This is a genomic window from Soonwooa sp. T0.1_25, from assembly GCF_057652215.1.
The window spans coordinates 396,209-420,352 of the sequence record NZ_JBYFBZ010000002.1 but is presented as its reverse complement, the minus strand read 5'-3'; the positions used below and the strand labels follow the sequence as shown (position 1 = coordinate 420,352).

24 protein-coding genes are annotated in these 24,144 nt (G+C 35.8%); 6 read left to right on the top strand and 18 right to left on the bottom strand.

From position 1 onward, the window contains the following. Positions 1-81: 81 nt before the first annotated feature. The 4 genes from AC23MB_RS05040 to AC23MB_RS05025 all read right to left on the bottom strand — a co-directional run bounded on the left by AC23MB_RS05040 (position 82) and on the right by AC23MB_RS05025 (position 5,993). Complete coding sequence (locus tag AC23MB_RS05040) at positions 82-2,220, bottom strand: S9 family peptidase (protein WP_487786675.1); 2,139 nt, start codon at positions 2,218-2,220, stop codon at positions 82-84. 55 nt (positions 2,221-2,275) lie between these two features. Then, positions 2,276-3,274 carry a phosphatase PAP2 family protein gene (locus tag AC23MB_RS05035; RefSeq protein WP_487786674.1) on the bottom strand — a complete coding sequence of 333 codons (999 nt, stop codon included), beginning with the start codon at positions 3,272-3,274 and terminating at the stop codon, positions 2,276-2,278. A 147-nt stretch (positions 3,275-3,421) separates the two neighbouring features. After that, positions 3,422-5,356: an ABC-F family ATP-binding cassette domain-containing protein gene (locus AC23MB_RS05030; protein WP_487786673.1), complete on the bottom strand. Its 1,935-nt coding sequence runs from the start codon at positions 5,354-5,356 to the stop codon at positions 3,422-3,424. Positions 5,357-5,462: 106 nt separating this feature from the next. Then, positions 5,463-5,993 carry a DUF5715 family protein gene (locus AC23MB_RS05025; protein ID WP_431412407.1) on the bottom strand — a complete coding sequence of 177 codons (531 nt, stop codon included), beginning with the start codon at positions 5,991-5,993 and terminating at the stop codon, positions 5,463-5,465. A 279-nt stretch (positions 5,994-6,272) separates the two neighbouring features. Between AC23MB_RS05025 and AC23MB_RS05020 the strand changes: the two genes are divergently transcribed. Further along, positions 6,273-7,250 carry a deoxyhypusine synthase family protein gene (locus AC23MB_RS05020; RefSeq protein WP_313216529.1) on the top strand — a complete coding sequence of 326 codons (978 nt, stop codon included), beginning with the start codon at positions 6,273-6,275 and terminating at the stop codon, positions 7,248-7,250. Positions 7,251-7,324: 74 nt separating this feature from the next. Here the strand turns inward: AC23MB_RS05020 and AC23MB_RS05015 are convergent, their stop codons facing one another. The 3 genes from AC23MB_RS05015 to AC23MB_RS05005 form a co-directional block, all read right to left on the bottom strand. Further along, positions 7,325-7,630: a DUF493 family protein gene (locus AC23MB_RS05015; RefSeq protein WP_487786672.1), complete on the bottom strand. Its 306-nt coding sequence runs from the start codon at positions 7,628-7,630 to the stop codon at positions 7,325-7,327. A gap of 73 nt (positions 7,631-7,703) precedes the next feature. Next, positions 7,704-8,255: a ferritin gene (locus AC23MB_RS05010; protein ID WP_312322105.1), complete on the bottom strand. Its 552-nt coding sequence runs from the start codon at positions 8,253-8,255 to the stop codon at positions 7,704-7,706. Positions 8,256-8,277: 22 nt separating this feature from the next. After that, positions 8,278-8,952: a DUF4197 family protein gene (locus AC23MB_RS05005; protein WP_079666213.1), complete on the bottom strand. Its 675-nt coding sequence runs from the start codon at positions 8,950-8,952 to the stop codon at positions 8,278-8,280. A gap of 102 nt (positions 8,953-9,054) precedes the next feature. On the opposite strand from AC23MB_RS05005, the gene AC23MB_RS05000 reads away from it, so the two are divergent. Together AC23MB_RS05000 and AC23MB_RS04995 are read left to right on the top strand one after the other, a co-directional pair. Continuing rightward, positions 9,055-9,897: an alpha/beta hydrolase family protein gene (locus AC23MB_RS05000; RefSeq protein ID WP_487786671.1), complete on the top strand. Its 843-nt coding sequence runs from the start codon at positions 9,055-9,057 to the stop codon at positions 9,895-9,897. 146 nt (positions 9,898-10,043) lie between these two features. After that, a complete protein-coding gene (locus AC23MB_RS04995) occupies positions 10,044-10,511 on the top strand; it encodes a Dps family protein (protein WP_487786670.1) in 468 nt (155 codons plus the stop codon). A gap of 49 nt (positions 10,512-10,560) precedes the next feature. Here the strand turns inward: AC23MB_RS04995 and AC23MB_RS04990 are convergent, their stop codons facing one another. The 5 genes from AC23MB_RS04990 to hppD form a co-directional block, all read right to left on the bottom strand. Continuing rightward, positions 10,561-11,481 carry a M28 family peptidase gene (locus tag AC23MB_RS04990; protein ID WP_487786669.1) on the bottom strand — a complete coding sequence of 307 codons (921 nt, stop codon included), beginning with the start codon at positions 11,479-11,481 and terminating at the stop codon, positions 10,561-10,563. Next, on the bottom strand, positions 11,482-12,306 hold the full coding sequence (locus AC23MB_RS04985) for a flavin reductase family protein (protein ID WP_487786668.1): 825 nt from the start codon (positions 12,304-12,306) through the stop codon (positions 11,482-11,484). A 108-nt stretch (positions 12,307-12,414) separates the two neighbouring features. Continuing rightward, positions 12,415-13,668, bottom strand: coding sequence for a fumarylacetoacetase (fahA, locus tag AC23MB_RS04980; protein WP_487786667.1), 1,254 nt, complete (start codon positions 13,666-13,668; stop codon positions 12,415-12,417). A 12-nt stretch (positions 13,669-13,680) separates the two neighbouring features. Further along, on the bottom strand, positions 13,681-14,148 hold the full coding sequence (locus tag AC23MB_RS04975; RefSeq protein ID WP_487786666.1) for a hypothetical protein: 468 nt from the start codon (positions 14,146-14,148) through the stop codon (positions 13,681-13,683). 17 nt (positions 14,149-14,165) lie between these two features. Next, a complete protein-coding gene (gene hppD, locus AC23MB_RS04970; protein WP_487786665.1) occupies positions 14,166-15,296 on the bottom strand; it encodes a 4-hydroxyphenylpyruvate dioxygenase in 1,131 nt (376 codons plus the stop codon). 142 nt (positions 15,297-15,438) lie between these two features. On the opposite strand from hppD, the gene queD reads away from it, so the two are divergent. From queD to AC23MB_RS04955, 3 genes are read left to right on the top strand one after another with little or no spacing between them, the layout of a single operon-like run. Continuing rightward, positions 15,439-15,882: a 6-carboxytetrahydropterin synthase QueD gene (gene queD, locus AC23MB_RS04965; protein ID WP_312322751.1), complete on the top strand. Its 444-nt coding sequence runs from the start codon at positions 15,439-15,441 to the stop codon at positions 15,880-15,882. Between the two features lie 33 nt (positions 15,883-15,915). Continuing rightward, a complete protein-coding gene (locus tag AC23MB_RS04960) occupies positions 15,916-16,680 on the top strand; it encodes a UDP-2,3-diacylglucosamine diphosphatase (RefSeq protein WP_487786664.1) in 765 nt (254 codons plus the stop codon). Between the two features lie 8 nt (positions 16,681-16,688). Beyond that, positions 16,689-17,696, top strand: coding sequence for a LuxE/PaaK family acyltransferase (locus tag AC23MB_RS04955; protein ID WP_487786663.1), 1,008 nt, complete (start codon positions 16,689-16,691; stop codon positions 17,694-17,696). Between the two features lie 264 nt (positions 17,697-17,960). On the opposite strand, the gene AC23MB_RS04950 is transcribed toward AC23MB_RS04955, so the two are convergent. From AC23MB_RS04950 to AC23MB_RS04925, 6 genes are all read right to left on the bottom strand, one after another. Continuing rightward, positions 17,961-19,145, bottom strand: a complete 1,185-nt coding sequence (locus tag AC23MB_RS04950) for a hypothetical protein (protein ID WP_487786662.1) — start codon at positions 19,143-19,145, stop codon at positions 17,961-17,963. A 24-nt stretch (positions 19,146-19,169) separates the two neighbouring features. Further along, the gene (locus AC23MB_RS04945; RefSeq protein WP_487786661.1) at positions 19,170-20,009 is read right to left on the bottom strand and encodes a type 1 glutamine amidotransferase; all 840 of its coding nucleotides are present in this window, start codon (positions 20,007-20,009) and stop codon (positions 19,170-19,172) included. Between the two features lie 69 nt (positions 20,010-20,078). Continuing rightward, positions 20,079-21,182: a carboxylate-amine ligase gene (locus tag AC23MB_RS04940; RefSeq protein WP_312322744.1), complete on the bottom strand. Its 1,104-nt coding sequence runs from the start codon at positions 21,180-21,182 to the stop codon at positions 20,079-20,081. Between the two features lie 28 nt (positions 21,183-21,210). Next, the gene (locus tag AC23MB_RS04935) at positions 21,211-22,167 is read right to left on the bottom strand and encodes an ATP-grasp domain-containing protein (protein ID WP_374329543.1); all 957 of its coding nucleotides are present in this window, start codon (positions 22,165-22,167) and stop codon (positions 21,211-21,213) included. Positions 22,168-22,200: 33 nt separating this feature from the next. Beyond that, positions 22,201-22,911, bottom strand: coding sequence for an alpha/beta fold hydrolase (locus AC23MB_RS04930; RefSeq protein ID WP_313027732.1), 711 nt, complete (start codon positions 22,909-22,911; stop codon positions 22,201-22,203). Between the two features lie 10 nt (positions 22,912-22,921). Then, on the bottom strand, positions 22,922-24,127 hold the full coding sequence (locus AC23MB_RS04925; protein WP_312322740.1) for an ATP-grasp domain-containing protein: 1,206 nt from the start codon (positions 24,125-24,127) through the stop codon (positions 22,922-22,924). Between the last annotated feature and the right edge of the window lie 17 nt (positions 24,128-24,144).

The following is a 24,144-nucleotide window of genomic DNA, read 5'->3' as shown; positions in this document are numbered from 1 at the left end:
TGAAGACGAAACCCCTGAATAGCCCGAAATGCCGCCCAAATAAAAAATCCGCTCTCCTAAAATGAAGAACGGATTTTTGTTTTACTTTTTTAGATGTTTATCGAAATAATCGGTCACTTTTTGCATCAAATGGACACGATCTTTGCCGATAACATTATGCTGATGCCCCGGATAAACGAAATAGTCCATCTGCACGCCTTTGTCAACCGCAGACTTTAAAAAGTCGATGGAATGTTGCCAAACCACAACGTCGTCTTGCGCCCCGTGGATCATCAAAAGATTTCCTTTCAGATTTTGTACTTTGTCCAAAAGATTGGTTTTGGCGTAACCTTCTGGATTTTCTTGTGGTGTGTCCATATAACGTTCTGTGTACATAATTTCGTACATATTCCAGTCGATAACCGGACCACCAGCAACGCCAGCTTTGAAAACTTCTGGATGCTTCAACATAAAGGAAGTCGTCATAAAACCGCCAAAACTCCAGCCGTGGATTCCCATATTTTGAGCATCAACATAAGGTAGAGATTTAAGGTAAGAAACGCCTTTTAGTTGGTCGTTCATTTCGGTATCGCCCAAGTTTCTGAAAACAGCTTGCTCGAATTTAAGACCTCTGTTAGACGATCCACGACCATCCATCGTGAAAATAATGTAGCCATTTTGCGCCATATATTCGTACCAAAGATTACCCGAAGCAGGGAAGGAGTTGGTGATCAATTGCAAATGCGGACCATTGTACAAATAGACAATTGTCGGATATTTTTTGTTAGGGTCGAAGTCTGTTGGAAGGATTATTTTTCCGTAAAGATCTGTGCCGTCGTCGGCTTTTAGCGTTACATTTTTAATTTCAGGACGCTTGTAGTTTTTAAGCGGATTTTCTGAAGTTAAAATATTTTCGGATTTCAGATTGTTGGTATGGATAATATTGGCAACGCGTGGCGTTGTTGCATTGGCGTAGACATCGTAGATTTTGCTTCCATCTTTCGATAAAACCGCTTGGTGCATACCTTCGGCTTTGTCTAGTCTTTCCATTTTTTGATTCTGCCAGTTAACGCGGTAGATGTGTCTTTCTAAGGCTGTTTCTTTAGTTGAAATGAAATAGATATCTTTTTGCTTTACGTTAAATCCAAGAACTTCCGTCACCAACCAATCGCCTTTTGTCAACTGAGAAACAAGACCTTTTTCCAAATTATAATGGAACAAATGGTTGTAACCCGAACGTTGACTTTGCCAGATAAAATCGGTGTTAGAATTTGGTAAGAACAGCATTGGATTTTGAGGCTCTACATATTTGTCATTGGTTTCTTCAAAAAGAGTTTTGATAAAGTTTCCGCTTTTTGCGTCATATTGATTCAGTTTCATGTGATTTTGCCCGCGATTAAGCACCGCCACGAAAATATATTTAGAATCTGGACTCCAAGAAATAGCCGTTAAATATTGCTCTTTATCGCCATCTATTTTTAGGAAATTGGTTTTATTGCTTTTAACATCGTAAACGCCCAAAGTCACCTCATGCGACTTTTGTCCAGCCATCGGATATTTGATGTTCTTGTTAACAGCGGGCGTTACCGACCAATCGATAATCGGATAATCTTTCACCATACTTTGATCCATCCTGTAGAAAGCAATCATCTCAGAATTTGGTGCTGCGAAAATCCCGCCTTTTATCCCGAATTCGTTTCTGTGAACGGATTGTCCATTGATGATATCTTTATTTTGGTCATTAGTTATTGCGCTTTCTTTTCCGTTTTGATTGATGAAAAGATTGTTGTCTTTGGTATAAACTAAACTTTTTTTGTCTTGTAAAAGTTGAAGGTTGTCGTTGTTTTCGCCTAAAGCAATCGACTCGCCAATTGTCCAAGTTTTATTAGATTTAGTTAACCAAGTTAATTTGTTTCCGCTAACATAATAAGCTTTGTTTTGACCAACGAAATTAATTCTTGGAAGCGATTTTAGTTTTGCGGTTCCAAGGTTTTGATTAAGTTGTGACAGAGAGATTAACGTATCTTGTTTTTTAGTCTTAACATCGGTTGTTAAATAAGCATTTTTTACAGAATTGATGTAAGATTGTCCATCATCTGACCACGAAAATTGTGAAATGCTTTTGGGTGCAAGATTGCTTCGTATTCCGTTAACCGCTTCTGCTATCGTGAGTTTTTGATTCTGCGCAAAAGCAAAGCTACCAACGGTCAAAGCAACCAGTGAGTATTTTATAAATTTCATTGAGTAATTGTTTAAGTACTCAAAAATACGGATTTATCTTGATTTGTTAGTTTCTTTAGAATTTTATGCTTAATCCAACAGTTTTATACTCGTACACTTGGGCTGCTGTTAATTGTACTTTGTATTTTTTTGTTTTGCTAGCGATGTTTTTATCATTTTTAATGATTCTAGATTTAGCAATATTTTTTCCGATAACATAACCTAAAAGTATAGCAATAGGATAGTCAGATGCCCAGTGGACTTCACTTTGCATCATTTCGAAAGCTAAAAGACCAAGTAACGAAAAACCTACTGGCTTTATCCATTTTTTTTCGGGGTAATTTTCGGTAAGTACGGTTAATGCAGACATTGCAGTCATCAAATGTCCAGATGGCATTGCGTCATAACGCGAGGTGTCATTTTGAAAAGCTTTAAAGCTTGGAGCAAATTTCCAATGGCTATGTTCGCGTCCATCGTTAATAGTTATAAAAGGACTTTCGCGCCCTGTTAGTCTTTTTATTGGTTGAGAAAATAGTCCTGAAACAGCAATACTTTCTAATAATTGCATCGACGTACTTAATGATCGGTAGTCATTTTTTATTAATCCGTAAGTTAACATTCCACCAGAAAGTAAAACTACGGTCATCCCATTACCAAGGAAATAAAATGCGGAATTGACATTCCCAGGGATAATTTTTAAAGGCCCCAAATCTTTGTAAAAATGATCTTCTGATAAACCTAAATCTTGCCCGAAACTTCGACTGTTATGGATAATCCAAGGATCGGCTGGTAACATTGCTAACGTCAGTCCAAGTGAAGCTAAAGAATAAGGGCAGACCTCTTTCGATACGACATCTGTAGCAGTCCCGATAAAATTATTTGGTATTTTATTAACCAAATCCCAGAATTTTGGTTTTTTATAAGTAATGGTTTCGGTTTCGAATATGTTGTAGGTTTGAGTTTTTATTTCGGATGTTATTAGGCTATCAATTGCTAAGCTGTCTTTTTGTTGAGAAAATAATGAAGCGCTACAAAGAAAGCTTACTGCAATCAAATTTTTTGTGGGGAATGTCATGGATAGTTTAGTTTTTGCGAATTTAAGCTATAATTTTAAACTCAAAAAAAATCCTTCAAAATTTTTGAAGGATTTTATGTTTTATTTGTTAAAAAAAATGTTTATCGGTAAAGATTTTTAAGATCTAATAGAACTAAACATTTCTATTTATGAAGTTTGTTCTGACAAATATTCCCATTCTTGCAACGCAAGATCAAGCTCTTCCTTTGTCTTGTTGTATTGTTCTAAAGTTTCGTCCGAAGGATTACTTTTCGTGAACTGCGCTTCAAATTCCGAAACCTTGGTTTCAAGCTCCGAAATTTTTTCTTCCACTTTTTTAATCTTATTTAAAACTGCTTTTTGTTCTTTAGTTACAAAACCAGAATTAGTAGAAACTTCCTTTTCAACAGGTTTTTCTTCTTTTTTTGATTGTTCAACTTTGGCTTCTTCACCATGAAGTTTTGCTTTTTCAGCAGAGATTTCGCGGATACTTTCTTTTTGACGGAACTCCAGATATTCGTCGATGTTTCCTAAGAATTCCTTCATTTTTCCATCACGGAATTCAAAGATTTTATCACAAAGACCTTGCAAGAATTCACGGTCGTGAGAAATAACAATCAAGGTTCCTTCAAACTTTTGAAGCGCTAATTTGATGATTTCTTTAGATTGAATATCCAAGTGGTTGGTAGGTTCGTCCATAATCAACGTATTGAAAGGACGCAACAACAACTTACAAAGTGCAAGACGGTTACGTTCTCCACCCGAAAGGACTTTCGTCTTTTTAGTAACATCTTCCCCTTGAAACAAGAAAGATCCTAAAAGGTCACGAACTCTAGGTCTCATTTCTTCGGTTGCTGAATCTTCCGCCTCCTGAAGAACCGTTTTGTCTGGTGTTAAAACTTCTTCCTGATTTTGAGCAAAATAACCAATATTAACATTGTGTCCCAAAGTCCAATTTCCGGAATAGTCTTTAATTTCGCCAGCCAAAATTTTAGCTAAAGTCGTCTTACCTTGACCATTTTGTCCCAACAAAGCGATACGATCGCCACGTTGTACAAAGAAATCGACATCATCAAAAATCTGTTTTTGACCGTAAGCTTTTCCTAATTTTTCGGCTTCGAAAACCACTTTACCCGGAACGACAGATTGTACAAATCGAATATTAAATTTAGAAACGTCCTCGTTGTCGATTTCGATACGTTCTATTTTTTCTAATTTTTTAATTAAAGATTGCGCAAAAGAAGCTTTGGTCGCACTTGCACGGAACTTGTTGATGTTGTCTTCCATCTGTTTAATTTCCGCATCTTGGTTTTTCTTCGCTTGTGATAACTTCTCGCGACGTTCTTCACGCATCACCAAGTATTTGGAATAATTGGCTTTGTAATCGTCCACTTTTTTGTTGTTAACATCAAAAGTTCTGTTACAAACTGCAGTCATAAACTGCTTATCGTGACTTACCAAAACAATCGCGCCATTGTAATCTTTCAAAAAGTTTTCTAACCAAATAATGGATTCCATATCCAAGTGGTTGGTTGGCTCATCGAGAAGCATTAAATCATTTTTTTGAAGTAAAAGCTTCGCCAATTCGATACGCATTCTCCAACCGCCAGAAAACTCGTCAGTGATTTTATGAAAATCTTCCGCTTTGAAACCAAGTCCAAATAAAACCTTTTCCACATCGCCTTCTAGGTTATAGGCATCGTGATTCATTAACAAATCGTTTAGCTCCGTCATTTTCTGAATAAGGTCAGAATAAGCGTCACTTTCGTAGTCTGTTCGGGTTGCCAATTGGTGATTGACTTCTTCTAATTCGTCCTTCCAAGCATTAATTTGCTCGAAAGCTTGCATGGTTTCGTTCCAAACAGTTCTGCCTTTTACAAAATCTAAATCTTGCTTTAGGAAACCAATCGTAATATTACCTTCTGTAACAACATTGCCTTCAAAAAAAGTTATTTCTTTTGAAAGTATTTTAAGAAGTGTAGATTTTCCTGCTCCATTTTTACCTACCAAACCGACTTTGTCATCTTTTTTAATAGTGAAATTCACATCTCTAAAAAGATAATTTCCGGAGTGATGAAGTCCTAAACCTTGTACTGAAACCATGAGTTAAATTTTTCGGTGCAAAAGTAAGGATTTTAAGCGAGAGAGAAAATTGAAGTTTTAGTTATGAATTATTTTTGAGTCAAGAGCCAAGAATCCAGAGCCAAGACTAATAATTTCTCACGGTCACATGGTAGCAACTTTGCTGCTTTTCTTTAATGAAATAAATTCTGCCCAGGCTTTCGTAATATCTCAAGACTTTTGAAAGAGCAGCATCCAATTTGGTGTTTTGTTCATGTTTACCATTAAATCTTATATAAGAAATGTCAAACGAATTGCCATAATTGTGAGAGCTAATGCCTAAAGACGCATTTTTATTGACTTTGCGAAGTTTGCACTGATCTTCCAAAGTTCGCGTTATAGAAGTGACTGTAATTGTGGCGCCTTTGTTGTCTTTGCTAAATTTAGAACCAATTTTTTCTAAAGTTGTTTTCGCTTTCGAAACAAGATAAGGCCGGCTGTAATCCAATTTCTGAACTTTATAACCTTTCGCCGTCATTTTAACTTTCGGCATCTTACCTTTGTTATTATACTTTGTGACATCTTTGGAATCTTTTAACAGTTTGATGTTAAACTTTTTTGAGGCGTCAAGATGCGGTTGATATAGAGGTGTTGCTTCAACCTCGAGAACTTTTTTCAAGTCGTAGCAATCTAAAGATTTGTTTTTTTGGCTGAAGTAACAATTAATATTTAAAATTAAAAAAACGAAAATATAGGCTTTCATTTTATTGAATTGATTCTGCAAAGATAAGTCTTTATTAAAAAAGATAATCCGATTGCTTTATATTAAACTTTTAGAAGTGTTTTTTATTTCATTAGTAATTGAGAAATTTTAAGAAATGATAAAATCGGCTTTTCCTTAACCAAGATTTAGCCTATACGTTTCAATATTCCTATCTTTGCAAAAACTTAATTTAAAATGAGCAATAGACCAATTTCAGAATTTCTTGAAAAGTACTATTTACACTTTAACGCAGCTGCGCTTGTAGACGCGTCTAAAGGTTATGTTGCCCACCTAAAAGATGGCGGGAAAATGATGATTACTCTTGCTGGTGCAATGTCAACAGCAGAAATGGGTAAAATTCTTGCGGACATGATTCGCCAAGGGAAAGTAGATATTATTTCTTGTACAGGTGCCAACTTGGAGGAAGATGTAATGAATCTTGTTGCACATTCGCATTATAAAAGAGTTCCTAACTACCGTGATTTAACACCAGAGCAGGAAAGAGAACTACTAGACCAACACTACAATCGTGTTACCGATACATGTATTCCGGAAGAAGAAGCTTTCAGAAGATTGCAAACGCATTTGGAAGATGTTTGGCATGCCGCTGAAGAAAAAGGTGAAAGATATTTCCCACACGAATTCTTATATCAAGTGGTGAATTCTGGAGTTCTAGAACAGTATTATGAAATCGATCCTAAAGATTCTTGGATTGTAGCAGCGGCGGAGAAAAACTTGCCAATCGTTTGTCCAGGATGGGAAGATTCTACAACAGGTAACATCTTTACATCAAACGTTATCAAAGGAAATCTTAATGTTCATACTGTAAAATCAGGTATCGAATATATGATTTATTTAACAGAGTGGTACAGAGCAAATTCTGGTGGAAAAGGTGTTGGATTCTTCCAAATCGGTGGAGGTATCGCTGGAGATTTCCCAATTTGTGTGGTTCCGATGATGTACCAAGATTTGGAGTGGGAAGATGTGCCTTTCTGGTCGTATTTCTGTCAGATTTCAGATTCGACAACGTCTTACGGTTCATATTCAGGAGCTGTTCCTAACGAGAAAATCACTTGGGGGAAATTGGATGTCGATACACCAAAGTACATCGTGGAATCGGACGCAACGATCTGCGCACCATTGATGTTTACCTATATTTTAGAAAATTCTTAATCGAGATTTTAAGATTTAAAATAAAATGAAAACCTCTAGAATTTCTAGAGGTTTTTTAGTTTTTACTAATATTATTAAAGCATGACAACGCCTTCAATTTCTGCAACTTTTTTGTAAATGTCGATAACTTGGTCAGCATCTAGCACAAAACATTGTATTGTACATGCTGTGTATTTACCATTTTTACTATCTCTACTTGTGAAAGTGTGTTGAAGTGCGTCGAATACTTTCATGATTTCTGTAATCTTTCCAGAGTCGCTTGGTACGATAAATTTATACAAATATTCTTCTGGAAAATTGTGATGTTCGGTCAATTTTTCATGAAGAGATTTATAAAATTCTTCTGGATTTTTATGATCACCATTAATAAGTTCTGCCATAATTTTAGGTTTAAAAAAAAGTTTCCGAAACAGTTCGGAAACTCAAAGGTAATGATATTTTATTTTTATTCCGTTATGGATTGTCAGCCGTTGCTTCTTGCGGAAGTGGTTCGTCATCCGGCGTTTGTGCCAAGGTTTTATCCAAGTTGAAAAGTGACTCGTCGGTTGCTTTATCTCCACCAGCGATTTTTAATTTGTCAATAAGTCCAAGTGCTAATTTTTCTTCTTCAATTTGTTCTTTTACAAACCATTGCATAAAATTCCAAGTAGCCCAATCTTTTTCTTCAAAGGCTAAATCTACTAATTTGTAGATTGCAGATGTGTTATCTACTTCGCTTTCAAAGACTTTATTAAAACAATCAGTAAGTGTTTTTGGATTAGCAGGTGGCGCTGCAATGGCTTCAACTTTAGGTTCTCCACCACGATCCAAAATATACCTCATAAATTTTATCATATGATTGCGTTCTTCTTGCGAATGTCGGTATAAGAAATTCGCAATTCCAGCATAACCTTCGGTATCAGCCCAAACCCCAAGTGACAAAAATATCTGCGACGCATGCGCTTCCTTTGTCATCTGTTTAATAAGAGCTTCTTGCATTTTTTTTGATAATCTGTTAGTATTCATAATGAATGTGTTTGGTTAATATTTATTTTTTCAATGCATTGGTTAATACATCTGTGTTTTGTTTTTCATAATTTGTAATAAGAGCAAACATGCCATTTACAAGCTGCTGAGAAGCCAAATTGCTCAACATACTTGCGCTAGTGCTGTTATTGTTTTGACCTAATAAACTTCCCAAGATATTGTTGCCTTTTAAGGCTGTATTAATTGTTTTTACAATTCCAAATTCGTTTAGTTTTTTATCAACTTCTGGCGCCAAAGCAGCAACCAATTGAGATTCTGTTTTTTCGCGAAGAATTTGCGATGCAATACCAGATCCTCCTTGGGCAATTCTAGCGGCATCATCAGTCGTTAAGCTGTTAACACCATTTATTAAAATGGGTTCTGCAAATTTTGATGTAAAAGCTGCTGCTTCTGCGATGTATTCTTTTTCTTTGTTAACTAAATTCGAAAGTCCAAGACTTGTTAAAGTTGAATTGATACTTCGTAGTTGTGATGGCATCGCTTGGTCAATTAAACTATTCGACATAAAAGCTTCTTTGTTTTGAAATGTCGAAACGCCACTTGTAATACCGCCAATCAATATTTTTTTAATAATTGAAAGTCCAATACTAGAGGTTGCTAAAGCGACACAAGAGTGGGATACTCCCGCTACTGCCACTGTTGCTATTGTTGCTGTGATTATAAATCTTGGTCTCATGTTCTATTTTAAATTTTGTTTTTTTTTAGGTTTCAAAAATTAAGCCATCTGTTTTTTTTACAATTGAGTTTGCTAGCTTTTTTATAACTTTAAAAATAAAATATGTCCATCAAAATTAACAGAAATATTGTCCTTACCAATCCGGAAACCAAATCATTTTTAGCCGACGCTTATTATAAAAAAAGTGAAGATAAATTACCGTTGGTTATTTTAGTGCATGGTTATAAAGGTTTTAAAGATTGGGGTGCTTGGCATTATCTTGCTGAAGCATTTGCTGAGGCAGGTTTTTATTTTGTGAAATTTAATTTTTCGCACAACGGGACGACTTTGGATGACACTTCTAATTTTGCAGATTTGGAGGCTTTTGGTCACAATAACTATTCTAAAGAGATGAGCGATTTGACATTCGTAACCGATTATTTTTCTAAACTACCAGAGGTGGATGCTTCCAAAATTGCTTTAATCGGTCATAGTCGTGGCAATGGGAACGTCGTTATACAAGCTTCCGAAGACCATCGAATTAAAGCTTTGGTGGATTTTGCAGGAATTTCGGATTATGCATCGCGTTTTCCTCCAAAAGAAATGTTGCCCGAAATTAAAAAAGCTGGCGTTCTCTATATCGAGAATAAACGAACAAAACAACAGATGCCTCATTATTTTCAGTTTTTTGAAGATTTTAAAGCTAATGAAGAACGATTTACAATCGAGAATGCTGTTAAAAAATTATCGCTTCCTTATTTAATAATTCATGGTTCAGCGGACGAAACGGTTAATCTGCGGGAGGCAGAATTGCTTCATCAATGGGCAAAGAACTCAGAATTATTGGTTATTGAAAACGGCGATCATGGTTTTGGAAGTTTTGAACCTTGGTCCGAAAAACAAATGCCAAAAGATTTAAAATTTGTTACTGAAAAAAGTATAGAATTTTTAAAAGATAAATTATAGATATTTCATTTGTCTATCGAAAATACAATTGTTGATAGATTTTATCTTTTTGTTATTTTCCCTTTTTGAATTAAGAAAAGTCTTATTGGTAAGCTATTTGCTTTAGTTTTGTCATATAAAGTTGAATAATTTAAAAATAAAATAGTATGAAAATTTCAATCGGATTAGATGCAAAACAAATTGAGGATAATGTAAAAGCGCTTTCTGTACTTTTAGCAGATGAACATATTCTTTATACGAAAACCCGAAATGCACATTGGAATGTTGAAGGAGCAGATTTTCACGCAATGCATGTCTTTTTTGAAAGTCAATATGACGAGCTCGAAGAGATTATTGATGAGGTTGCAGAACGTATTCGTCAGTTAGGACAAGTGGCACCAGGAAGTTTAAAAGACTTTGTACAGTTATCAACGTTGACAGAGAAAAAACTTAGTAAAAATGATAGTCAGTCCTTCATCAAAGCTTTGTTAGAAGATCAAGAATCTGTGATATCTTACATTCGTGAAGTTGTTTCAAAAATGGATGACTCTAAAGATTTCGGTACAGAAGATTTCTTGGTTGGTCTTTTAGAAAAACACGAAAAAATGGCTTGGATGCTAAGAGCGCATTTATAAAAGTAAATTAAAGTAAAAAAAAATGTCACCCAGATTTGAGTGACATTTTTTATTTTTCAAGCTTATCGTTATACTTTGGATTAAAATCTTTTTGTAAAGTTTTATCTAAAGTTTTTGCAAAGCTGTTAACCAAATCTGTTAAGTTTTTAAAATCGATAACAGAAATATCATCATTTACTTTATGATAATGATTTTGATGGTTCATATCCACGGTTGAAAAAGAATGCGCAATAACGTCTTTCTTAACAAAACCTACATTGTCAGAGCGATAGAATAGACCTTGGTCAAGATAAGGATCACCAACAATTATGAAATCGCCAACTGCATTTTGATTCAGAATGTCTTTTAAATCCGAAACATTATCACCTGTCATGAACATTTTGTTAGCTCCAAATTCTGATTTTGTACCAATCATTTCGAAGTTGAAAAGCGCTTTGATATTCGGAAGATACTTTTTGAATTCTGCATTATTCGATAAATTGTCAGAACCTACCAACCCTATTTCTTCAGCATTAAAACCTAAAAACATATAACTGTAATCGTCTTTTCGATCTTTGTAGTAGTCGGAAAGTGCAATAACGGCAGAGGTTCCGCTGGCGTTATCATCCGCGCCATTGTAGATTTTGTCCTCGCCAGTTGTACGTTCGCCAATGTGGTCAAAATGTGCTCCGAAAGCTATAATTTTATCGGTTTTTCCTTTTTTAATCGCACAAACATTAAAGTACATTTCATCATTATAATGAAACGGAACCAAATAAGATTTGCCGTAACAATAGTCTAACTTGTTCTTTTTAAATTGTTCCGCAATATATTCCGCAGCTTTTTCATTTTCGGGTGTTCCAACTTTTCTGCCTTTCATATTGTCGGCTGCCAGGGTTGTTACGATGTCTTTGATTCTGCTTTCAGAAATCGTTTGCGCGAATACTAAACTTGTAGAACAAGCTAAAATTAAAGTCGATATTTTTTTCATTTAATCAAGTTTTAAAATTTCCCAAGCTTCTGCAATTTTATTTTGATGCAATTGCTCTTGTGCAAGGATGTGTACAGCTTCTTCACCGGAAAATTTAGTTCCAGAAAGTTCTTCAACATTGGCTAACATCCCAAGATTGTTACCTGTGAAAACTGTACTAGATTTAATAACTTCTGGCAATTGATCATATCCAATACCTTTTGTTACTAAAGGTTTTGGAACTTCAAAAAGACTATCGGCATTACTTCTCGAATAATAATTAGCGCCAAGTCTCGCCACCAAATCGAGTTTGTTTTGATCTAGATTGCCATCATCACCAAAGTATTGCTCTTGAATATGAATCTTTACAATCTTACAAATAATCAAATTTCCTGATCCGCCAACTTCGCCTAAAGATTTAATTTCTAAAACTTTGCATTCAAAATTAACAGGTGATTCTGCAATTAATGGTGGTTTTACCAATTCCGCAGGCTTCATGGTCAGACCAGATTTCACGAATTCGTTAACGCCGTCTTCATATTCTGTGCTCGCCAAAGAAACTTGATGTACCATATCGTAATTAACATTACCAATAACGACTTCAGGAATTTCTAACAAGTTATGAAGCGTATGTTTGGTCGTATTGTCACGAACGCGACGACTCGGCGAAAAAATAAGAATCGGCGGCTTGGTACTAAACATATTAAAAAAGCTAAAAGGAGAAAGATTGATTTCTCCTTTTGCGTTAATTGTACTGGCTAAAGCAATTGGTCGTGGCGCAATTGCCGACTGCATCACCAATTGTAACTGCGGACTTGTAAGATCCGATGGTGTTATTGTTTTCATATTTTTTGAACCACAAAAGGTTTTAAAACATTGTTTTTGAAATATTTTAAACCACAAAATAAGATTAAGATGTAAAGTGCTTTTGTGGTTTTAAAAATGATAAAAAACTTAAATTTTTCTTGCTGGTAAAATTTTAGAAGTTACTTCTCCAAATCCTACACGAATACCATCTTTTTCTGACCAAGCTTTCATCGTAATCGTGTCATTATCCTCAACGAATTTTCTCTCCTCACCGTTTGACAATTTGATAGGATTTTGACCTCTCCAAGTTAATTCTAACATAGATCCATAAGATTTTGGATCTTCACCAGAAATAGTTCCACTTGCGTAGATATCGCCAACTTCAACATTACAACCATTAACAGTGTGATGCGCTAATTGTTGGCACATATTCCAGTACATGAATTTGTAGTTGCTAGCACTAATCAGGTTATCCTCGCCATTTTCTGGTTTTAGATAAACTTCTAAATTAATATCGTAGTTTTTGTCGCCTTCGAATTTTAGATAATCTAAAACTTCTGGATCTTGCTTTGGAGATTCAGTTCTGAAAGGATTTAATGCTTCCATTGTAACAATCCAAGGCGAAATGTTTGACCCGAAATTCTTGCCTAAAAATGGACCTAACGGAATATATTCCCAAGACTGAATATCTCTAGCCGACCAATCGTTGAAAATCATCATTCCAAAGATCGCATCTTCTGTTTCTTCCATTGGAATATGCTCGCCAAGTTCTGTGTTTTTATTAACAACAAATCCCATTTCTAATTCGAAATCTAATTGTAGACTTGGACTAAAGAAAGGCTTTTCAGCAGTTGGTTGTTTTATTTGACCAACTGGACGTTGGATGTCAACACCAGAAACAACGATCGAAGAGGCGCGGCCATGATAACCTACAGGAAGATGTTTCCAGTTGGGTAGTAAGGCATTGGCTGGATCGCGGAAAAGCATCCCAACATTGGTTGCATGTTGAATACTGCTGTAGAAATCCGTGTAATTCGGAACGTGTACAGGCATCATCATTTGTACTTTGTCCAAATCAAAGAAACAAACCTCTTTCGTTTTTTCATCGTTAGCTAAAGGAGAACCTTCTAGCAATAATTCTTGAATTTTTAAACGAACATCGTTGGTAATTGGTTTACCTAATTCTATAAATTCATTTAAGGTATAAGCTTCAAAAACGTTTTCGTCTAGACCTTTGATGTTTTCGAAATAGCCAAAATCGTGTAGACTTGCTAAATCGATAACGATATCACCAATTCTTGTCGCACAAGCGATATATTCTTTATTAAAAACCGCTACACCGAACGGAATATTATGGATAGAAAAGTCACTGTCATGACTGTAATCTACAAATGATTTCATAATTGTTAATTTTTATTTTTTCTTGCCAAGAGTAGTATTTTCGATCCAACGACCATCGCTGTTAAGATCTTTCAGATACCAAACTTTCTTAGCATTCATTAAGTAAAATGTGTAGGTGAGAGGCATTCCTATTTTTTTACCTTCAAGTTTGTCAGCTCTTACCGAAACCACATTTTTTTTTCGAACATAATCTCCAGTAAAAACGTTGGAGGCTGTTTTTCCAGTTTTATGATCATCAAAAAGTTCTATTAGCGTAAAACTTTTATTAGGACTAAACTCTATGATATGTCTTTCATCATGATCATCGAACTTTTGAATAAATACATATTTTTTATCTTCGATAATGTAATCTGTTGCATCGCGATTTTGCTTATTTCTCTTTTCTATTTTTGAGATTAGATTATTAAGCTGTTCGTAATTTTGTGCATTAATGCTGTCCATAGCCAGCATTAACATACAAACAAAAAGTATTTTTTTCATCTAAGTGTTTTATGTTTTTAAAGATTTCCTCTTTTTTCTTGCTCTCTTTCTAAAGCTTCGAAAAGGGCTTTAAAGTTTCCTGCTCCAAAACTTTGCGCGCCGTGTCTTTCGATAATTTCGAAGAAAAGAGTAGGGCGATCTTCTACAGGTTTCGTGAAAATTTGAAGTAAATAACCCTCTTCATCACAATCTACCAAAATACCTAGAGATTGAAGTTTTTTGATGTCTTCATCAATACTTCCTACTCTTTCAGGAATCATGTCGTAATATGCTTCTGGTGGCGCAGAAAGGAATTCAACACCTCTCTTTTTAAGTTCAGTTACGGTATGTACAATATCTTTTGTAGCAACAGCGATGTGCTGAACGCCTTCACCTTCGTAGAAATCTAGATATTCTTCAACCTGAGATTTTTTCTTACCTTCAGCAGGTTCGTTAATCGGGAATTTTGCGAAACCATTTCCATTAGACATTACTTTAGACATTAATGCAGAATATTCTGTATTAATTTGCTTATCATCGAAAGATAGAATATTTACAAATCCCATCACATCTTCATACCACTTAACCACAGGAAGCATTCTGTCCCAATCTACATTCCCAACGCAGTGGTCAACATAAAGTAAACCAACATCTTCAGGATTATAATCACTTTCCCATTTTTCATAACCTGGCATGAATGGTCCAGAGTAATTTTTTCTTTCTACAAACATATGAACCGTTTCACCGTAAGTATAAATCCCTGACATTCTAACTTCACCGAATTCATCTGTAATGGTTGTTGGCTCTAAATAAGGTTTTCCACCTCTTTTTGTAGTTTCTTCGAAAGCTTTGTAAGCGTCATCTACCCATAAAGCCAAGATTTTAACACCATCACCATGTTTTTTTACATGTTCGCAGATCGGAGAATTAGACTTCAATCCAGTTGTTAAAACCAATCTAATTTTTCCTTGTTGAAGAACGTAAGAAGCGCGATCTCTAACGCCAGTTTCTGGGCCTGCATAAGCAACAGATTGAAACCCAAAAGCTATCTTGTAAAAATGGGCTGCTTGTTTAGCATTTCCTACATAAAATTCTATATAATCTGTTCCGTTGATTGGAAGGAAATTTTCTGCTTGCGCGATTTTTTCTGCAAAAGTTAATGTTGACATGTCTCTTTTCTACTTTTAAATATTATTCGCCAAATTACAAATTTTTAAACTTTTAGAAAAACCCAATTTTTCATAAAATTTCGAATGCTTCATGCAACAGAATTCTAATATTCTTGAAACTAAAAATGCTTATCTTTGCAATATGATTCGTATTACAAAAATTTTCACTTTCGAGACCGCCCATGTTCTTTATAATTATGATGGAAAATGCAAAAATATGCATGGTCATTCTTACAAGCTTTCCGTTACTGTAAAAGGAAATCCTATCAATGATTTGGATAATGTAAAAAACGGAATGGTGGTCGATTTTGGTGATATTAAAAAAATTGTAAAAGAAGAAGTGGTTGATGTTTGGGATCATGCTGTTTTGGTAAATGGTGCTTCGCCACACAAAAATCTTGGTCAAAAATTGGCAGACGAAGGACACAAAGTTATCTTTTGCGATTACCAACCGACTTGCGAAAATATGTTGTACGACATCGCTGCAAAAATCAAAAATAAACTTCCTAATACTATCGAGTTAGCTTATCTTAAACTCCACGAGACCGAAAATTCTTATGGAGAATGGTTGGCTGAAGAAAATTAATTTTAGTTTTAAAATCGTATTTCGAATTCCTGAATGACGCCAATTAATCTTTCACCAGACAAAAAAATCTATTTTGCATCGGACCAACATTTTGGTGCGCCAGATCCCAAATCTAGTAAGATTCGTGAAGAGCGCTTTATTCGTTGGCTTAACGACATCAAAAAAGATGCGCAGGTTTTGTTTTTGATGGGCGACTTATTCGATTTTTGGCATGAGTGGCAATACGTTATTCCGAAAGGTTATGTTCGTGTTTTAGGAAAGTTGGCAGAGCTTAAAGATTCAGGAATTGATATTTATTTCTTTGTTGGCAACCACGATTTGTGGATGAAAAACTACCTTGAAGAAGAAATCGGTTGTACGGTTTATTTTTCAAAACAATATTTTTCGGCGGCTGGCAAAAGGTTTTTGTTAGCACACGGCGATGGACTTGGTCCTGGCGACAAAGGCTACAAAAGGATGAAAAAATTATTCACCAATCCTATTGCGCAGTGGGCTTTCAAATGGTTACACCCGGACATTGCCATGCGTGTTGCACTGTATATGTCGCAAAAGAATAAAATGATTTCTGGCGAGGAGGATAAAGCATTTTTGGGCGAAGACAAAGAGTTTTTGATTGTCTATTCTAAAAAGAAATTGGAGACCGAGGATATCGATTATTTCATCTATGGACATCGTCATTTGCCAATGGTTTTGGATTTAGCAAAAGGTGCCAAATATGTCAATTTGGGCGACTGGATTTCTTATTTTACTTACGGCGTTTTCGATGGGGAATTCCATTTGAAAACTTTTGAAGAATAAATTTAATAATGCAAAATTCCATTTTCAACATACAAACTGAGGCCGATTTTCTAGAAGCAGCTTTGGAGACTTTTCGATTTCAATATTGGCATGTTGAGGTTTACAAAAAGTTTGTAGATTATCTCAACATCAATCCCGAAACGGTGACAACTTTGGAGGCGATTCCTTTTTTGCCCATCGAAATGTTCAAATATCATCAAGTTCTCGATATCGAAAAACATGCTGAAAAGTATTTTCAAAGTTCGGGGACAACGCAGATGAATCTCTCCAAACATTGGATCGCAGATTTTGGCTTGTACGAAGAAAGCATTTACAAAAGCTTTGATCAATTTATAGGAAAGCCTGAAGACTTTATATTTCTGGGACTTTTGCCGAGTTATTTGGAGCGCGACAATTCCTCGTTGATCTATATGGTCAACTATCTTATTGAAAAATCGGGCAGACCAGAGAACGGTTATTTCCTTTACAATCACGACGATTTATTCGAAATTCTAAATAAAACCTCCGATAAAAAAGTTATTCTTTTCGGCGTTTCGTTTGCTTTGTTGGACTTTTTGGACACTTTAGAATCTAAAAATCTTAAACTTAATTCGACCGAAAATCTTATCGTTATCGAAACGGGCGGTATGAAGGGACGTAAGGAAGAAATGACAAAAGACGAGCTGTTGTCGATTTTCCAAAAAGCCTTTAAAACCGACAAAATCTACTCCGAATATTCAATGACCGAATTGCTGTCTCAAGCTTATTCGATGGGCGAAAATATCTACGATTGTCCCAACTGGATGCGCATTTTGGTGAGAAATACCGAAGATCCGCTGTCGTATATGGAGTCGGGTAGGACGGGTGCGATCAACATTATCGACCTCGCCAATCGTCATTCTTGCAGCTTTATTGCGACGCAAGATTTAGGGAAAATCCTTGAAAATCCAAATTCAAAAACGCTTAGCAAAAGCTTCCAAGTTTTGGGCAGAATCGACCATTCCGACATTCGCGGCTGCAGTCTTTTGGTGTCTTAACATTTTTATTTGGGCGGCATTTCGGGCTGTCACTAGTCGCTGCGCCGCGCCAACGCATTGGCCCACGCCTGCGGCGCGAGCTCCAACAGGCCGTTCCATCCCGGCCGCAGTTTCGGGATAATTAATTCCAAAACTAATCAGTTAATTTTTAGATAAAATATAAACTCAAACTTAATTTAAAAAAGCACAATAAAAAAAAGCCGCATAAGTAATGCGGCGTTTTTTGTTATAATCGAAACTATTCAGCTATAATTTAATGGAAAATTATTTTACAAACAAGGCAAAAGAGCTTCCTGTCCACATTTGGTCAGCTTTATTAAAATCAACATTCGCCATATCGGACTTGGTCATTCGCACCAAATTATTAAGATAAGTTGGGAATTCGTCGCCAGGTTTCCAAATAAAAAGCATTCTTATTTCTCCTTTTGCGTAGTCGCCATTTGGATCACGGAAAACCTCTGCATACTCTACTTTTTTCTGCAAAATATATTGAGAAGGATCATCGAGTTGTACTAAAGTTTCTTTAGTCGGATGTAGGTTAATACCACCACCAGCAAAGGAATATAAAGGTTTTAAGACATATTCTTCAATATTTTCATCACTCGGGAATTCGTTGGCGTAATAGCTTTCTGGGATGTAAGTATGCTCCAAAAGTGGCAATACATATTTCGAAATTTTATAAAACCAATTTGGGTGTGTTACCCATTCTACATCGACATCTTCACGAATATTAAACTCAGATTCAAAACCTTCGATTTTATCCAATTCGTCCAAGATAACACGATTGTAGATACGTTTAATTCTGACTAATTCGCCATTATCGTTTTCATAAAAAATCTCGCGACCTCTTTTTTTAACCTTGCTAAGACAAACGGTTTTTATGTGTAAAAGATCTTCTGTGATTTTAAAATCAATTTTTGTTTTTTGACGTTCAGGATAGACTTCGAGAAGAATGACGTTTTCGGGATTTTCGTCACCTACGATAACTTCCTTCATAATCTCGATAAGTTGATCGTATGGAATACGTTGCGATAACTCTGACAAAAACGGAAAAACTTCAAAGACAACATCACGATGCAATTCTTCAAATGCATAAAGAGATGGGAAAGCTTGTAACTCGATTAACTGAGGCATTGGCTTGCCATCGGCGCCACGACAAATACCAAAATCGATGCATAAAAAGTGCGGCTTGTCTGTATCATGTGGCACGAAACAGTTTGCTGGAATGGCTTTATCAAAAACCTCTTTTGGAATTTTATTAATTTGTTCCAAAATAGATTCGGCAGCGTACAATAACTTTTCTCTAAAAGAATAGGGTAAAAAAACTGGCGTCTCGCAAAGTCGAAAACCTGTGTATTGTCCAGTTTTTTCGTGTATCATCTCCTTCATCAACTCATATTTTTCGTTGGTGAATTCTTGATTGAATTGATCTCTATATCTAGGTACCATTTGTGTTTTGTTTTTATAATTTAATTAATCCAAACTGTGAGCTAGCGCTTGCAAAATTTTGTCTTGAGCCATCTTTAAAAAACTCGGTAAAATTTCTTTTTGGGTCAAAATAATTTTGTCTTGATCATCGATTCTGTCCACGGTTTCCAAATATTTTTCCATACCGAAGCTGCTAATCATCGCTTGTTTGTTAGATTCGTCTTTTAGATTTTCTAACATGCCAGCTGGATTGGCTTCAGGATGGAATTGAGTCCCGAAAATCTCATCCGAAAAACGAATCGCCATCAATGCTCTTTCTAATTGGATATTCGGACGCATCTTTTCGATTGCGACAACCTTCATTCCCATTTCGCTTAACTTATTATCGTTTGGTTCGATGCATTGGTATGAGCGCGAATCCACAGCGTAGAAAGGTTCTGGCAGATTTTTAAATAAAATTTCATGCTCGCCTTCCTCTGTTTTATGTATTGGCATCACACCAAACGAGTAAGATTTTCTTTTACAAACATTCGCCAACTTCCAATTGATAACCGCTAATTGGAATGAGTGACAAATCAAAAACAAGTATTTTTTGTCTTCGTTATTTTTATTGTAATCCCAAATTCCGTTTAAAAAATTGGCGTAAGGTGTTTCCCAAGCAAAACCTTCTTTGTGTGGATTTCCGGGACCACCTGACGAAATGAATATATCGAAATCTTCAATATTTGGCATTTCGTTTTTATAGCGAACATCGAAAACTTCGATGCTGATTTGCTCGTAGTTTGTATTTTTAAAATTTTCAGAAATCTGAATAATATTTGCCAATCCTTGGTTGGGGAAACTGTTATTCATATCTAAAATTGCGATTCTAACTGCTTGATTCATACTGCAAAAAATTTATGCAAAGTTAAGCAAATATTAACAAATGGCTTTTTTCACGACTTTAAAGGCTGGCTAAATGACACTTTTTTCTGTTTCGAAAATCATATAATCAACAACTGCTTTTAGGTCGCCGCCACTTTCGTTAAAGACTTGTAGCTGTCGATCTGCACCAGTTCCCATTTTTAAAATTTCTCGCGAATATTCAACTTCTTGACGACAATCTAGCTCGTCCACAACATCGTCGATAAACAGTAAAAGTTCGTCCAATAAATCGGAATACGGAACACTTCTTTCTTTCCCAAAATCGATTAAGTTAGCGTGGATTCCATCTTTAGAAGCACGCCATTTATTTTCAGAAATCATCAATCTTCGATAAGATCGGAAGCTGATGTTTTGTTGATGCATTTTGTAAATTTTTGCCACCAAACATTGCATGATTGCAGCCAGACAAACCGTCTCGTCAATGGTTAATGGCATGTCGCAAATCCTAAATTCGATGGTTGGATAGAATGGATGGACACGCAGATCCCACCAGATTTTCTTAGCATTGTCAATCGTTCCTGTTTTAATCATCAAATTAACGTAAGCATCAAACTCTGCAACACTACTAAAATAACTCGGAATCCCAGTTCTCGGAAATTTCGCAAAAACTTCTTGACGATAAGATTTGAAACCTGTCAAACGACCAACCCAAAACGGCGAATTGGTAGACAAAGCATAAACGTGAGGCAAAAAGTAACGCATTACATTTTGGATTCGGATGCCTTCTTCTCGGTCAGGAATGCCGATGTGTACGTGTAATCCGAAAATAAGATTAGAACGTGCAACATCGCCCATATCGTTTACCAGCTTGTCGTAACGAGCATCTTTGGTGATGACATTATTCTTCCAATGCGAAAACGGATGTGTGCCACCTCCAGAAACGCGAAGACCTTGCTCGTGCGCCACTTTTACAAGATGACGACGAAGATTGGTAAGCTCTTCTCTGGCTTCTTTAACGTTTTGACAAATGCCGGTTTCCATTTCGACAACGGATTCGTGCATTTCGTGTTTTAGGTTTTCGCTGAGAAGTGTTTTTCCGCCTTCAATGATTTTGGAAACATGCGAAACCAAATCGCGTGTTTCGGCATCGATGATCTGATATTCTTCTTCAACACCTATCGTAAATCTATGCATAGTTAGTGTTTTTGATGTTAGAAAAGTTCTATTTTTTGACAGAATCTTTCACGAAATCGCCCCAAGAAATATTAGGTTTTCCAGAAACAAATTCTTTGGCTTTTTCGATAGCTAATTTTGCAGAATGTTCCACAATCCATTGAAAATTATCTTCACCAACCGAGTTGCGATCAGCGTCTGGCGCAGGATTACAGAAATCGATAGCATAAGGAATTCCGTCTCTTACAGCGAATTCAACCGTGTTAAAATCATATCCTAAAGCTTCATTAATTTTCAAAGTATAATCATGAATTGTTTTTAGAACTTTTTCTAATTGTTCACCTTCGTATTTTGATTCGGTTACGTAACGCAAATGATGTGGATTACGTGGATCGTAAGGCATAATATGAACATATTTTTTGCCCAAACAATAAACGCGATAATAATCTTCAAAGACAATTTCCTCTTGAACCATCATCACCAATTGTTCAGTTTCTGACAATTTATTCCAAAGGTCATCTTGATTTTCTACACGATAAACATTGCGCCAACCGCCACCATCATGAGGTTTCATATAAGCTGGGAAACCAACATACTTAAAAATATAATCCCAATCGTGTGGGAATTTTAAGTTTCTAAAAGAAGTTTCTGACGTGTTAGTCGGTCTTTCGTGTGATGGAAGAAGCACAGTTTTCGGAACTGGAATTCCGATTTTTGTCATGAGTGCATTATTGAAAAACTTTTCGTCTGCGCTCCACCAAAATGGATTGTTGATGACATAAGTTCCGTTAACCGCAGCATTCTTAAGATAAGCACGATAAAAAGGAACATCCTGAGAAATTCTGTCAATGATTACTGAGTATTCGTAATCTGCGCCTTGTTCCAGTTTGTCAATCATAACAGGTTCTGCGATGATTTCGCCGTTACCTAACTCGTTTACTTTATCTATAAATGCCCATGGAAACGTGTCTTCCATACCAAATAATATTCCTACTTTCTTAGCCATAATTGTACTTTTTTTATGTGTTTTTAAAATGATTTAATTAAAATAATTTGAGATAAATTTTGGGAAAACCATGCGCCAAAGTGGCCAATCGTGGTTAATCCATTTGGCTTCATCATACCAAAAATTAATGGATTTTGTTGCCAAAATTGCAGCCATTTTTCGCGTTTTATCAAGACAAATATCTTGGTCAGAAGTGCTTAATACAATCTGCATGTGTCGATATTTCCAAGCTTCATCATTTGGCATAAATTCTTCTGGACAATTGAAATACACCAAATTATCTTGATAATTATCCATAAAACTTCTAATCGAAAAAGCGCCAGACAAACAAAATAAATGCGATACCAAATCTGGATATCTAAAAGCAAAGTTAGAAGCATGATAACCTCCAAAACTGCAACCTGCTACAGCTACACGATGCGTCTGATGTAATTTTTGGATCGAAGGCACAAATTCTTGCACCAAAAACTGAATGTAGCTTTCGTAGTTTCGGATGCGTTCTGCGGGTGATAAATGATCCGCGTAAAAAGTATCTTTGTCAATGGTTTCGACATTGTATAACTTAACTTTTCCATCATCAATAAAAGTGGAAATACTTTCATTGAGATGAAAATCAGTATTCTGAGTGTAAGAACCTTGCGAGGTCGGAAACATAATGATAGGATATCCAAAATGTCCTGTAATTTCGATTTTTAAGTTTCTCCCCAAAATGTGAGAATAATATTCTGTATGTTCGATTTGCATTTTTGTGAGTTTAAGAGGTTGGTTTTTCTGTAGGTGGTAATATATTGAGGATGCTTTCTGCGATAATTTCTGAGGCGCAGTCGAGGTCTTCAATAATTTGTTGCTCAGACTCGGATTTAAAAACGATTCCGATGTGATTGTCAATGGATAAAAATTTGAAAATCTGTGGACATTTAAAAATCGAAGTGTCAGGATTTTTTTCCTTTGCTAAAGCAATTAAAAGTCCAGCAAAAAGATTGGATTTAATCTCTACAGAATAATCATTTTTGCGTAATAAAGCATCTTCTAATCTTGCCCATTCTCTCCAAATATTAACCCCAGTTGCCGCTTCTATCATATCCGGAATGTGCGCACCGCCAACACGTGATGAGGTTTCTAGAAAATAAAACTGTCCATCATCTCCGAAGATAAATTCGCTGTGAGTTGCGCCGTTTTTAATTCCAAATTTTTCTAAAACTTGTTGATTAATTTTTAAAAGTGCTTTTGTAAAATCCGAATTTTGATCCAAAGTTCTTGTTGCAAAAACTCCACCTTCGTGCGACACTTTCATCGGCGGCGAGGTATATTGCGAACAACATGCGAAAACAATTTGATGTTTATAAATGAGACAATCGACATGATAAACCTTTCCTGGCTTAAAACTTTCTAGGAGAAATTTGTAACGTTCTTCTTTTAGATTTTCTATTACAGACCAAAGTTGATCACGATCTTTTATTTTTTTAATGCCACTTGCAGATGCTTCAGATCGAGGTTTTAAAACCCACGGACCTGGATGTTCTTCTATGAAACTATTTAATTTTTCATCATTAAATATCGATGAAAATTCAGGTACATTAATATCGTTATCCAAAGCTTGTTGACGCATCGCTAACTTATCACGGAAATAACGATGTGTCGTTTGTCCCATGCCTGGGATTCTATAAGTTTCGCGAATCATAGCCGCTTTTTCGACATCATAATCGTCCAAAGCAACGACAGCATCCACTTGATGAATTTTCATTAAATAAGAAAATCCTTGTACAAGATGTTCGAGATTCCAAGTTGAAGGCGCAATCTCCGACATATAATAGACTTCGTCAATCGCATGCCAAGGCCAGTCTTTGGTTTTCAAAGACTCAGAGGTAATCAAAATGACTTTGTTGCCAAGTTTTTTAGCTTCATCAATAAAGTCAAATCCTTTGTAGTAACAGGATATACAGACAATAGTTTTTTCCATCGTATTTTACTTTGTAT